This is a genomic window from Paenibacillus sp. FSL R5-0517, from assembly GCF_037974355.1.
Taxonomy (GTDB): domain Bacteria; phylum Bacillota; class Bacilli; order Paenibacillales; family Paenibacillaceae; genus Paenibacillus.
In genome coordinates, this window is the sequence record NZ_CP150235.1 from 6,267,360 (window position 1) to 6,281,441 (window position 14,082).

Annotated in this window: 9 protein-coding genes; 2 read left to right on the forward strand and 7 right to left on the reverse strand. The window is 50.9% G+C overall.

All coding sequences use genetic code 11. From position 1 onward, the window contains the following. The first annotated feature begins 33 nt into the window (after nt 1–33). On the forward strand, nt 34–3,288 hold the full coding sequence (locus MKX40_RS28080; RefSeq protein WP_339238248.1) for an efflux RND transporter permease subunit: 3,255 nt from the start codon (nt 34–36) through the stop codon (nt 3,286–3,288). A 443-nt stretch (nt 3,289–3,731) separates the two neighbouring features. Further along, nucleotides 3,732–5,408 (forward strand): PucR family transcriptional regulator ligand-binding domain-containing protein, encoded by a 1,677-nt coding sequence (locus MKX40_RS28085; protein WP_339238250.1) that lies wholly within the window; start codon nt 3,732–3,734, stop codon nt 5,406–5,408. A gap of 29 nt (nt 5,409–5,437) precedes the next feature. Here MKX40_RS28085 and MKX40_RS28090 read toward each other — a convergent pair whose 3' ends face one another. The 7 genes from MKX40_RS28090 to MKX40_RS28120 all read right to left on the reverse strand — a co-directional run bounded on the left by MKX40_RS28090 (nt 5,438) and on the right by MKX40_RS28120 (nt 14,066). Then, nucleotides 5,438–5,665: a hypothetical protein gene (locus MKX40_RS28090; protein ID WP_253441366.1), complete on the reverse strand. Its 228-nt coding sequence runs from the start codon at nt 5,663–5,665 to the stop codon at nt 5,438–5,440. Beyond that, a complete protein-coding gene (hydA, locus tag MKX40_RS28095; RefSeq protein ID WP_339238254.1) occupies nt 5,665–7,110 on the reverse strand; it encodes a dihydropyrimidinase in 1,446 nt (481 codons plus the stop codon). The genes MKX40_RS28090 and hydA overlap by 1 nt, the downstream gene beginning before the upstream one ends. Continuing rightward, entirely contained in the window at nt 7,107–8,402 is a 1,296-nt protein-coding gene (gene preA / locus MKX40_RS28100; protein WP_339238256.1) for an NAD-dependent dihydropyrimidine dehydrogenase subunit PreA, read from the reverse strand. Before preA ends, hydA begins: the two co-directional genes overlap by 4 nt. 504 nt (nt 8,403–8,906) lie before the next feature. After that, complete coding sequence (locus tag MKX40_RS28105) at nt 8,907–10,274, reverse strand: NAD(P)-dependent oxidoreductase (protein ID WP_339243220.1); 1,368 nt, start codon at nt 10,272–10,274, stop codon at nt 8,907–8,909. 117 nt (nt 10,275–10,391) lie between these two features. After that, a complete protein-coding gene (locus MKX40_RS28110) occupies nt 10,392–11,273 on the reverse strand; it encodes a nitrilase-related carbon-nitrogen hydrolase (RefSeq protein ID WP_339238258.1) in 882 nt (293 codons plus the stop codon). Between the two features lie 4 nt (nt 11,274–11,277). Continuing rightward, on the reverse strand, nt 11,278–12,567 hold the full coding sequence (locus MKX40_RS28115) for a M20 family metallo-hydrolase (protein WP_339238260.1): 1,290 nt from the start codon (nt 12,565–12,567) through the stop codon (nt 11,278–11,280). Nucleotides 12,568–12,692: 125 nt separating this feature from the next. Then, complete coding sequence (locus MKX40_RS28120; RefSeq protein WP_339238262.1) at nt 12,693–14,066, reverse strand: aspartate aminotransferase family protein; 1,374 nt, start codon at nt 14,064–14,066, stop codon at nt 12,693–12,695. Between the last annotated feature and the right edge of the window lie 16 nt (nt 14,067–14,082).

Sequence of the window (14,082 nt, forward strand, 5' to 3'; positions counted from 1 at the left end):
ACAGGAGAAACAGAGAGGAGAAGAAACCATCGTATGAAAGGTATTATTAATTTTTCACTGAACAACAAGTTTGCGATCTGGATTCTGACAATCATCATCTCATTCGCAGGTTTGTACAGCGGATTGACGATGAAGCAAGAGACCATTCCGAACATCAACGTACCGTTTCTGAATGTCACTGCCATTGATCCGGGGGCTGCACCGGAGGGAATTGTTGAAGATGTCACGAAGCCGCTGGAAGTAAAACTGCGGAATGTTGATGGCGTTAAGACGGTTACCTCCACGTCCATGGAGAATGCAGCATCCATCACACTCGAATTCGATTATGGAACAGATCTGACCAACGCAACGGCAACCGTTCGTGAGGCACTGAATGAAGTACAACTGCCTGACAGCGTACAGAAGCCGACCATTTCCAAGTTCAGCATTAACTCGTTCCCGGTTGTATCTCTAAGCCTGTCCGACAAGGACGGTGGTGACCTGGAACAATTGACCCGACTGGTTGAATCGGATATTCAGCCTGCACTCGAAGACATTGAAGGTGTAGCTCAGGTTCAGGTGTCAGGTCAATATGTAAAAGAAGTTCAATTGAAGTTTGATCAAGCCAAAATGGCCGAGCTGGGCCTAACGGAAGACACGGTAAACGGCATTGTTCAAGGTTCATCCATTCGTGTGCCCCTGGGACTGTTCGAACTGGATAAATCCCAGAAAGCCGTTGTCGTAGATGGCAACATCGTCGACATCGATGATCTGAAAAACCTTGCCATTCCAGTCGTACCCGGCGGTGCCGGCGCTTCTGCAGGCAATGGCTCAAGCGCAGCTCCACAAGGCTCTGGAGCACCAACAGGTGAAGGCTCCGCGGCTGGTGATGCAGCTCAAGGTACAGCTCCTGGCTCTGCACAAGGAACAGACCCTACCGCAGGCCAAGCTGCTGGCGGTAACGCCAGTGTAGGTAGTCCTTCTGGTGCTGCCAATGCGCCGGGCATTCCAACTGTAAAACTAAGTGAAATTGCCAAGATCGAAGTCATCGGTCAAGCGGAATCCATTTCCCGGACAGACGGCAAGGAATCCATCGGTATTTCCGTTGTAAAATCCAACGATGCCAACACGGTTGATGTCGTGAATGCAGTCAAAGACAAAGCGGAAGAATTGCAGAAGCAGTTCAAAAACGCAGACCTGACTGTGCTTCTCGACCAAGGTAAACCGATCCAAGACTCGGTGAACACGATGCTGGGCAAAGCTGTTTTCGGTGCTTTGTTTGCCATCCTGATCATCTTGCTGTTCCTACGTAATATTCGTTCAACCATTATCTCCATTATCTCGATCCCGCTCTCCTTGCTCATGGCATTGACTGCGCTCAATATCATGGATATTACCTTGAACATGATGACACTGGGTGCCATGACGGTTGCCATCGGACGGGTTGTCGATGACTCCATCGTTGTTATCGAGAACATCTACCGCAGATTAACACTCAAAGGAGAGAGACTGAAAGGCCGTGAACTGGTCCGCGAAGCAACGCGTGAGATGTTCATTCCCATTCTTTCTTCCACGATCGTAACGATTGCGGTATTCCTGCCACTGGCATTGGTAAGCGGTATGGTGGGCGAGCTGTTCCTGCCATTTGCACTGACCATGGTATTTGCCTTGCTGGCATCCCTGATCGTTGCCATTACCATCGTGCCGATGCTTGCGCATTCCCTGTTCCGTAAAGGAATCAAAAACAAGCAGAATCACGAAGAAAAACCAGGCAAGATGGCGGAAGGTTACAAACGCCTGCTGAACTGGACCCTGTCACACAAACTCATTACGGTCAGTATTGCAGTGATCCTGCTGGTCGGCAGTTTGTTCCTGTACCCATTCATCGGTGCAAGCTTCTTGCCGGAACAACAGGATAAATATGTGACAATTACGTACAACCCGCAAACCGGAGCTTTGCGTGAAGATGTAGAAAAAGAAGCACTTGTTGCCGAGAAGTGGTTGCTGAAACAACCGGGTCTGGAGAAAATGCAATATTCCATCGGTGGAAGCAATCCACTGAGCAGTATGGGTGGCGGCAGCTCCAACTCGGCTCTCTTCTATATCGAATATAACAAAGATACAAAAGACTTCACCAACGTGAAGGAACAGCTTGTCGAAGGATTGAAAAAAGAAGTTACCGTAGGAACCTGGAATGAGCTCGACATGTCCGGCGGTCTGGGTGGCAGTGGCTTGAGCCTATCCATCTATGGCGATAATGTAGAGCAGCTCAAACCTGTATCGGACGAAATTCTGAAACTGGTTGAAGCGGATACGGATAATTTTGAAAAAGCAGACACCACACTCGCTGACACTTACGGGCAATATACGCTCGTGGCAGATCAGGAGAAACTAAGTTCCTTGGGCCTGACTGCTGGCCAACTGGCCATGGCATTGAGCCCGGTACGGGAACGCCCTGTGCTCACGGAAGTTGATATTGATAACAAAACGTATAAAGTGTATGTAGAGACAGACGATAAAACATTTAGCAGCATTCAAGAGATTGAGGATGAAACCGTCACTTCACCGCTTGGCATCCAAGTACCAATCAAAGATGTTGCCAAAGTGGAAGAAGGCACCTCCCCGAACTCCATCATGCAAATTGATGGTAAGGTAGTTGTACAAGTGACAGCCAACATCCTGGCTTCGGATGTAACGAAGGCTTCAAGTAGCTTACAGGCTGAGATCGACAAGTTGGATCTGCCTGACGGCGTTGAAGTGAAGTTCGGCGGTACAACCGAACAGATTAATGATACCTTTACTCAGCTTGGTCTCGCCATGCTGGCAGCCATCGCCATTGTATACTTCGTGCTTGTTGTAACGTTCGGCGGCGGTTTGGCACCATTCGCCATCCTGTTCTCCCTGCCATTTACGGTGATTGGTATTATGGTAGGTCTGTTCATCGCTGGGGGTACACTTGACGTCTCCGCCATGATGGGTGGACTGATGCTTATCGGGATCGTAGTCACCAACGCCATCGTGTTGATCGACCGAGTTATTCACAAGGAAAAAGAGGGTATGCCTACCCGTGAAGCCTTGCTGGAAGCCGGTGCAACACGTCTGCGTCCAATTCTGATGACCGCTCTCGCAACCATCGGCGCCCTGTTGCCATTGGTTACAGGTCTCGAAGAAAGTGCGGGGATCATCTCCAAAGGACTCGGAATTACCGTAATCGGCGGTCTGATCAGCTCCACGCTGCTTACGCTGGTTATCGTACCGATTGTGTATGAGTTCCTGATGAAATTCAAAAAGAAAAGAATTGAAGATTAAGAAGTAGAGAGTTGTTCTCATATAACGGTTCGAGTACAACTTCGATACAGACTATACGTTCTAACCTCTTGCCCCTTAGCGCATATTGGAATGATTGAATTCCGATGTAATGCTAAGGGGCTTTTTTATGTAAATTCAAACGAGATATTGACGACAGAAATAGTCTAAGGAAGCGGAGCTAAAAGCTTTATATAAGAGAAGATTACTTCAGGAACATAGACCTCGCTCTCATTGGAGTAGAGAACGCGTCACATTGAATGACATAGAAACACATCTTTTTAATCAAAATTACAAAAAGAAGAGACCTATTTGTCATTTAAAACAAATGAACGTGAGATTTCAGCCCATCTGCTGTAAATCGACTTATAATATGGATTAATTATGCAAGTCAACGGATTCCAGCTCCAGATAGATTACATGTATTGGGGAAGGAAGGTGGTTGTGTGGGGGAGACTACGCTTCATATTCAAGTCAGAGACATGTTAAAACGTCCCGTGTTTCGCAAGGCAGAGGTTCTGGCCAGTGATCGTGCGCTGGAGCGGTATGTTCGCTGGGTTCATATTATGGAAGTGCCTGAGGTAGGGGACTTGCTCAATGGCGGGGAATTGGTGCTGACGACAGGCATTGGCTGGCAGGAAGGTGAGCAGCAAGGTCTGTCTTTCCTGCGTCAGTTAATTGCACGCGGGGCTGCCGGACTCTGCATGGAACTGGGGGATCACACCAAGTCACAGCTCGGTGCCATGAAAGAAATTGCAGTGGCAGCGGATTTCCCGTTGATCTGGTTCCACGAACAAGTCCGTTATATTGATATTACACAAGACCTGCATTTCACCCTGATTCGCAGTCATCAGCGGATGATCGCCGAACTCGATAATCTCACCACCTCGTTTAACCAACTTCTTCTGAATGGAGATGGCGTACAACCCTTACTTCGATTGCTATCACGAACAACCGGATGTGCCGTGGCGTTATACCCACTTGAAGGGGAAGCAAGTAGCGTTCCCTATTGCTCGCCAGAGCAGCTGGAGACTCGGCGGCAGGATTGGTTTTTGCAGCGAGGACGATCGGATCAAGTAGATATTTCGAAGGAAGCCCCACTAACCAGGAACGCTTGCCATCTATTCTATCTGCCTGTTCAGGCGTTGGACTACACCTTTGCCGACCTTGTGCTGATGCACCAAAAACTGCCGGAGCATGATTCAAATATACCCATCAATCCCTCGGATGAATTCGTCATTCAGGCACTGGAACGTTGCGCGGCAGCGATTGCCCAAGACTGGATGCGAACCAAATACATGGAAGAGAAACGTCGCTACAAAGAAGATATGTGGGTCATTGACTGGCTTAACGGACATCACTCCACGAAGGAAATCCATGAATATGTCTCCACGGTCAATCCCCTTCTTGCAACGAGCAAAGCGAACATCATCCTATTCGACAGCAACCCCGCATACACAGACAGTCTCAGACTCCAGAAGATATTAATCCAACGCAACATCGTCGCCCGTTCCGTGTTCGCCCGGGAGAACTTCACCCTCTACAGCACCGTTCTGAACCACCAGATCATTCTTATCATTCTCGACCCACTACCTGGATCTCAGCGCAAAAGCAGTCTCTGGCGCTGCATCGAACAATTGCAGCAGCACGAGCAGGAACAGACCCATCGTCTCTTCTCAGGTCTGTTCGCTATCGGTCATAGCTGCGCGAATCTCTCCCGTCTAAAGGAAAGCCTGGAATCCGCAAAAGAGACACTGCGGATTCAGAAGGATATCGGCGAGATGCAGCAGCCCTTTTACAGTAATCTTCATTGTTATCGCATCATTGCCAACATGAAGCAGAGCGGTAATCTGGAAGATTTTATTGAAGAATATCTGGGCCCTCTTATCCGTTACGATATGGAGAAAGGAGGCCAATTACTGCGCACACTCAAGCAATATTTCGTATTGTGCTGTTCCAAGCAAGAGACGGCTACCGCTCTTTATATTGTCAGACAGACACTCTATCACCGTTTGGACAAAATCGAAGCGCTTCTGGGAGAAGATTATATCCTCCCCGAAAAGCGAGTTGCGATTGAGCTCGCGATCTATGCTTATGAGTATGTTCATGGCCCGATCGCATGAAGGATTAGCACAGTCCTATGGTCTATGGTCTAAGCTCCCCGCTGCTCCTGAAGCTGGCGAATCAGGATATGACTGAACCACTTCCGTCCAGATGCTGTACCCACGTATTGCTCTTGTTTCTCCTCGGGAAGATCCGGGTGCTCCCATATGACATGAGCACCCTCCAGATGTTCCCGTACCGCATAGATCCGATACCCCTGCGCAACCATTCGCTCGATGGCGATCCTCTCGGCCTCAAACACATCATGATCCGACATCAGTTTATCCCTCCATTCACTGCCGCCACAGGCTGTTTCAATGGCATGGGTACACCTGCATCATATTTGTTGCGCTTCACATATCGCCCTGCTCCCGCTGTCCCGGCATACTGCCGATCTCGAATGACATACTCCCCACGGCACAACACCGTCACCGGACACCCCTGTACCTGCATGCCTTCAAATGCACTGTAATCAACATTCATATGATGCGTATCTGCCGAGATCACCCTGTTTACAGAGGGGTCAAAAATAACGATATCCGCATCAGTCCCTACAGCCAGAGTCCCTTTCTGCGGAAACAATCCAAATAACTTACTTGCTCTTGTCGAACATAGATCAACCCATTGATTGAGCGTAATCCGCCCTTTGACTACACCTTCTGAATACAGAATGCTGAGTCGATCTTCGATGACCGGCCCCCCGTTCGGAATTTTGCTGAAATCATCCTTGCCCAGGTCCTTCTGCCCTTTGAAATTAAACGAACAATGATCAGAGCCAATCGTCTGTAACTGACCGCTTTTCAATGCGTTCCATAGTACTTCCTGATGCGCTGCTTCCCGCAGCGGCGGTGACCAGACATACTTTGCACCCTCAAAGTCCGGCTGATCCATGATCGACTGATCCAACGTCAAATACTGAGGACAGGTCTCCCCCCAGATTCGGTAACCCATTTCACGCATACGCGCGATCTGCTCCACAGCCTCCGCACAGGTCACATGCACCACATACAACTGTGAATCCGCAAGTGCAGCCAGTCGTGCCGCTCGGCCTGTCGCTTCTCCCTCCAGCATGGATGGACGAGTCAGCGCATGATGAATTGGCTCCGTGCGCCCTTCGGCGAGTGCTTGTCGAACCAGCAGGTCAATAACATCACCGTTCTCGGCATGTACCATGACGAGTGCGCCATACTCTTTTGCCTTTTGCAACGTCTGGAAGAGAATCCCGTCATCGGCTTGAAACTGGTTTTTATACGCCATGAACACCTTAAAGGATGACACACCCTCTTCTTCAATGATCTGCGGTAACTCCCCCAACACCTGATCATTCATCTCCCCGATCATCAGATGGAAACCATAGTCGATAACGGCTTTACCCTCGGCTTTGGCATGCCACTCCTGGAGGGATTCGATCAATGGACGGCCTTTTTGTGTCAGGCAGAAATCAATAATCGTCGTTGTACCGCCAAAGGCTGCCGCTGTCGTTCCCGTTGCAAAATCGTCCGCCGTTACTGTTCCACCGAATGGCATATCCAGATGTGTATGCGGGTCGATCCCGCCCGGAATAACGTAACAGCCGGCTGCATCCACCATTTCCGTTCGTTCGTCAGGCACCAGTCCGATGCCAATCTGTGTGATTTTACCCTTTTCGATCAAAATATCTGCTTCAAAGGTATCTGACGCTGTGACCAACACACCATTACGAATCAATTTGCGGGTACTCATGATATCGCCTCCTTGGTTGATTGATCTCTAACGGATTGCAGCATAGCAATCGCAGACTGACGTTCATTCCAGGTTACTGATTCCTGCTCTGGCACAAGCTCAACCATCTCAATCGCCCCATCCACCGGGCAAACGATCGAACACAGATTGCAGCCAACACAATCCTCCTCCACCACTTCCAGATAGGAACCGGACGGGTCGGTCAACATGTCAATACACTGGTGCGAAGTGTCTTCACACGCAATATGGCATTTGTTGCAATTAATGCAGACATCGCGGTTAATGCGAGCGACCACTTTGTAGTTCAGATCAAGATTGCCCCAATCCGAATATCGCGGAACCGTCTGGCCTACCAACTCTGCTACGCTGCTCAGACCCTTCTCATCGAGATAGTCATTCAGCCCATCAATCATGTCCTCCACAATGCGGAAGCCATGATGCATCGCTGCAGTACATACCTGAACCCCTGTAGCGCCCATGAGCAGAAACTCTGCGGTATCCCGCCAGTCGGATATACCACCAATCCCCGAGATTGGCACACCCACCTCCGGATTACGTGCACACTCGGCAACCATGTTCAGTGCGATGGGCTTCACGGCTGGGCCACAATACCCGCCATGCGCTCCTTTGCCGCCCACATGTGGTACGGTATTCCACGAATCCAGATCCACACCTGCCAGGGAGTTAATCGTATTGATCAGGGATATTGCATCTGCGCCGCCGCGGACAGCTGCCCGGGCGGTTGCCGTAATATCCGTGATATTCGGCGTGAGCTTCACAATCACTGGTGTGGTCGCCACTTCCTTCACCCACATCGTCTGTAGTTCGACCAAGTCAGGTTGCTGACCAGAGGCGGCTCCCATACCACGTTCAGCCATGCCATGCGGGCAGCCGAAGTTCAGTTCCAGACCGTCGACGCCGACGGCTTCCACCTTTTTCACAATCTCATGCCACTTCTCCCGCGTAGGTTCCACCATCAGTGAAGCGACAACCGTGCGATCCGGGAAGCGTTTCTTGGTCTCGGCAATCTCCCGCAGATTCACTTCCAGCGGACGATCGGATATCAATTCAATATTGTTAAACCCCGCCACCCGCTGTCCGCCAAAATGGATCGCCGCGAAACGCGAGGATGTATTGATAATCGGCTCACCCAGTGTCTTCCACACCGCGCCGCCCCAGCCCGCTTCGAACGCACGCTGAACCTGATACCCCGTATTGGTCGGTGGTGCAGAAGCCAACCAGAATGGATTGGGTGATCGAATACCTGCCAGATTAATGGATAAGTCAGCCATAACGATCCCTCCTTGGTGTTTGACCTTATTAGTTACACTGAACAATCCGATGACAGAACAACCTTCCGATCGCTGTTATTCCCAGATTTTTTTGATTCCTTTTCTAAAGGGAAAATCCGGGAATAAAGGCGAGCACTTCGTTTCTTCAGGTCCTTTCTGTCCTCTCCGTTTCGTGTAAATGTTTAGTTCAATGTATAGCGTTGTATTGGATATTTGGTCGTGCTCAGGATCTCTGCGTAGTAACGGTGTTGCTGGATAGCACTTTTAATCTAACGAACCGTACACCTCTTATTCGACTCATTTGCGGCGCTTTCAAAATCTAACGAATCGTAGAAAGCTTATTGGGCTGTAATCGCTCATTTAGGCTTTATTTCGACGGTTTTTTGTCAACATAAGACGTGTGAGATTCGTTAGATTTTTCAATCCTCCATAATTGCCACAATAAGGTGTGTAAGATTCGTTAGCGCGTCAGGGACACGAGGATGCGGGGGTTCGATGCACCACTTACGCCGTCTCTTCCACCTGCCCAGGCAATGCCTTCATGACTGCGGCGGCGGCCAACTTACCCTGCTGGGCAGCCGAGACAACCATCGCCTCACCCTGGCCCTGACCAAAAATAACATCTCCTGCCGCATAGATCTGAGGATGCGAGGTACGGTACGTGTGCGGCTCAATCTCGACAACGCCCCAGTGATGACGCAGTCCAAACGCTTCGATTAATGGTAATAAACGATGCTGTCCAATCGCCCGAATGACCGTATCACATTCAATCATGAACTCCGATCTCTCCACGGGCACAGGCAATGCACGCCCACCTCCAGGCGGAGTAATCAGTTCCATTTTCACACATTCTACAGCCTGAACCCGACCGTTCTCGTCTCCGATAATACGCTGCGGCATCGTAAACCAGCGGAACTCCACACCCTCCTGCTTGGCAAACGTATATTCAAACGCATACGCCGTCATCTGGCTTTCCCCGCGCCGATATAACATCTGCACCCGCTCGGCACCCAGACGCACCGAACAGGTCGCTGCATCTACCGCCGTATTGCCCGCGCCAATCACGGCGACCTTCAGACCATTCAGTGCCGGCGGAACACCCTGCTTCGTAGACTCCACCAGTTCAATCGCATCATAGACACCTTCCAGTGTCTCTCCTTCAATGCCCAGCATGGGCACCGATCCCATGCCGCAAGCCAGAATGACCGCTTCATGCTGCTCCAGCAACTGCGTAGCAGGAATATCTACACCAATGCGCACCCCGTAACGGATTTGCACACCCAGCGTTTCCACCTGCTCCACTTCCCATAACGCAACCGATTCGGGCAGACGGAAGGATACGATGCCGTACGTGTTTAGCCCACCGCCTTTGGGTTTGGCTTCATAGATCGTCACCTCATACCCTGCACGCCCCAGTTCACGTGCCGCCGACAATCCCGCTGGCCCCGCTCCCACAACAGCGACGGTTCTCCCATTGGCAGGTGCCGCCTGGAATAACGGCTCATTCTTCGCCCGCGCCCAGTCGGTGGCGTAACGCTGCAAGTCACCAATGCGAATCGGCTTCGACGATTCATTTAGCACACATGCGCCTTCACACAGTTCCTCTGTGGGACAGACACGTGCGCAACTGGCTCCAACCGGATTCGCATCCATGATGGTGCGGGCCGATCCTTTCAGGTGCCCTGTTGATATTTTGCTAATAAAAGACGGGATATTAATGTCGGTTGGACAGGCCTTGATACAAGGTGCATCGTAACAGTACAGACAGCGGTTCGATTCCTCCATCGCTTCCTTACCTGTCATGGCGGGTTTCATCTCGGCAAAACGACTCTCCCACCCATAATCGGATAACGTTGTTCCTGAGCTGTTCATCAATGTCATGCACCTCCTGGAGAATGATCTACGCTATCTCAAACTCGAACAAACTTGCGTGCATTATACGTTCCACCCCGCTGACAGAATCACTTACCGATCGCTTGTTGCCGCTTCCTACAGGCTAACCAGATGTTCGTACGTTTCCGGCCTGCGATCACGGTAGAACTGCCATACATTACGTACCTCACGAATCATCTCCGTATCCATCTCGCCAATGACGACCTCATCCTGATCCCTGCTGCCGATGGCAACCATTCTGCCTCGTGGATCGACCAAGTACGACTGCCCATAAAATTCACCCATATTCCACGGAGCTTCCACGCCGACCCGGTTGATGGCCGCCACATAATAACCATTAGCTACTGCGTGAGCGGGTTGTTCCAGTTTCCACAGATATTCCGATGTACCTGCAACCGTAGCAGATGGATTGAACACAATCTCCGCCCCTGCCAGCCCGAGCAATCGTGCCCCTTCCGGAAAATGACGATCATAACAGATGTACACACCCACTCTGGCGTAGGCCGTATCAAATACCGGAAACCCGAGGTTGCCTGGTTTGAAATAATACTTTTCCCAGAACCCATTCGTACCCTCACCTGCTTCCACATGCGGGATATGATGTTTGCGGTATTTGCCCAGATACGTACCATCTGCATCAATAACGGCTGCCGTATTGTAATACGAAGCAATGCCCTCCACCTCGTACACCGGCAAAATAATCACCACCGCAAGCTCCTTCGCCAACTCCTGAAACAGCTTGGTCGTGGGCCCTTCCGGCACGGGTTCAGCGGATGCATACCATTTTGGATTTTGCTCTGTACAAAAGTACGGTCCATAAAATACTTCCTGCAATCCAATGATCTTGGCCCCTCTTGCAGCCGCTTCACGGACCAACCTAATGTGCTTCTGGATTGCAGCCTCTTTGTGAACTTCAACGGGAGCCGAACCTTCAATCTCATGTGATGCCTGGATTAATCCGATGCTGATTTTTCCCATATCGTCACAACGCCTCCTCAGGTAAAATGGTTGGTTGGTTCACTCCACCACACATCCTTCGAATGGTTCGATACAGCACTTCCGTGCCGAGTCCAATATCCTCCGGAGAGGAATATTCGTTGGGATGATGACTGATGCCGTCCTTGCTGCGGACAAAGATCATGCCATAATCACACACACGTGAAAGGGCCAACGCATCATGGAACGGACCACTCATCAGTTCTGGCAAAGTAACCCCGACCTCTTCCGCAGATGAACGAATCACCGATTGGATTGACTCTGCACAATACCTAGGCTCACTGTTCGTATCCTCGGTCAGCGAATACTTTAGACCATATCGGGAACTCACGTCATCCAAAATGTTCATCAATCGGGCTTCCAGCCGGTTCCTGCGTTCCATCTCCATGTCTCGTAAATCAACCGTGAAGCTGACTTCCTCCGGGATGATATTACGCGAATCCGGAAACACTCTCAGACTTCCTACCGTACCTACAGTTGGAGCTGCCGGGTCTTCTCGCACCATATCGTCAAAAGCGGAAATGACTTTGGCGCTGCCTGCCAAAGCATCATGCCGCATGCCCATCGGAACGGAGCCGGCATGACCCGCCATACCTTTCATCGTAACCGTAAGCCACAGCGGGCCCGAGATGCCCGTCACCAGACCCACAGGAGCATTCAATGCTTCCAGTACCGGTCCCTGCTCAATGTGCAGCTCCAGATAACTGCCTATGGAACCTGGCGGATAGATCGCTTTTTCAAAATCCGAAGGAGAACAGCCAAAGGCTTCCAGCGCCTCCCGGCGGGTCACACCGTTTTTATCCTGCCGCTCCAGTTCGCCTTCTTCCAACTGACCGGTTATACCACGTGAGCCGAACAGGCCTTTGTTAAAACGGGAACCTTCTTCATCGCAAAAGGCAATCACCTCAATCGGCATACGGGGCTGAATGCCATTTTCGATCAGGCATTGCACCGCTTCGAGTGCACCGAGCACACCAATCGCTCCATCATATCGACCGCCGTAAGGCTGAGAGTCGATATGCGAACCAATCATGAGGATCGGCAGCGCCTGATCCGCACCTTCCAGACGACCAATCAGATTGCCGAAAGGGTCAAGTCGCGTCGTCAAACCCGCCTTTTCCATCCACAGACGAACCTGTATGATGCCGTCCATATCCTCCGGGGTCAGGGCAAGTCGACAGACGCCCGTCTCTGCGATTCGGCCAATCTGTGACAACTGCTCAATTCGCTCATTCAGCCGAAGCTGATTGATGAGTTTGCCTGTTGTGGTCTGCATCGTCCCTCACCTCCTTGCGAATAGTTATCACATCATGTGTTGAAACACTTTATTTTGCTTAATTTTGCTTGCCAACACTTCTGTCGTACTTGTCGTACATGTGTGTTCTCATCCATATCCAGTTACTAACTCGCATCCAGACTTCGCAACGCAGCGAGCAAACTTCCTGCGATTAGGTCGAGTTCTTCCTCCGTGGTGACAAACGGCGGGGAAATCGTCAAAATATTCGCAAACCCTGGCACGGTATCTCCGTTCTTGCCGATCAGAATGCCATCCCGCTTACAACTGGCGAGCACCTTCATTACTTTATCCGCTTCCGCAGGAGACCCGTCTGCTTCAATCAATTCCACCCCACAGGCGAATCCGAATGAACGGATATCCCCCACAATGGACAGCTCCAGCAATGGTTCCAGTTTCTCACGAAGCAGGTATCCCATTTCCTCCGCACGGCTGACCAGATTCTCTCGTTCCAGAATTTCCAGATTCGCCAGCGCTACCCGACAGGACACCGGATTCCCACCAAATGTATTCACATGACGAAAATGCGCATCTGTTCCGGTTTCCCGGAACGTGTCATACAGATCGGCTCGCACCGCCGTTGCGGATAGCGGTGAATACGCACTGGTCATACCTTTTGCCATCGTCACCATATCTGGCTGTACACCATAGTTCTGATGACCAAACTTCTGCCCCGAGCGGCCAAAACCACAGATGACCTCATCGACAATGAGCAGCACGCCATAGCGCTGACAGATCTCTTGCACGGTGCGCATATAATCCGGCGGAGGGACAATCATGCCACCTCCAGTGATCACCGGCTCCATAATCACTGCGGCAACCGTTTCAGGACCTTCCCAACGAATCACCTCTTCATAGATGGTTGCACACTCGAGTCCGCATCCATCCTTGTTTCGCCCAAACGGGCAGCGGTAACAATACGGTGGTGGAACATGAGAGAAACCTACGCCGAGCGGTTCATATTTGATCTTGCGGGCGGCTTGCCCGGTGGCGCCCAGTGCCCCCATGGAGTTACCGTGATAGGCACGGTGACGGGAGATGAATTTGTGCCGAGTAGGCTCACCATTCTGATGGTGATACTGACGGGCTATTTTGAAAGCCACCTCGTTCGCATCTGAACCCGAGTTGGAGAAGAAGATTCGATACTCCCCCTCCAGCCATTCATTCAGCTTCTCTGCCAGCAAAATCGCCGGTTCATGACTCTGCGTCATCGGTACATAAGCGAGTGCTTTCATCTGTTCGTAGGCACTTCTGGCAATTTCCTCACGGCCATGCCCTACATTCACACACCATAGTCCAGACATCGCATCCAGATAACGTGTACCATCCTGATCGGTGATCCAGCTGCCCTCCCCACTTACCGCAATCATCGGATGATCGTTATGAGGTGAGATGTGATGCCATACGTATTTGCGATCCTTCTCCAGCCATTCTTCCTTCGTACCGCCAAGCGGCTGAGGCTGCTGATCCACAGAACTCATTCGTCATCCTCCTCCA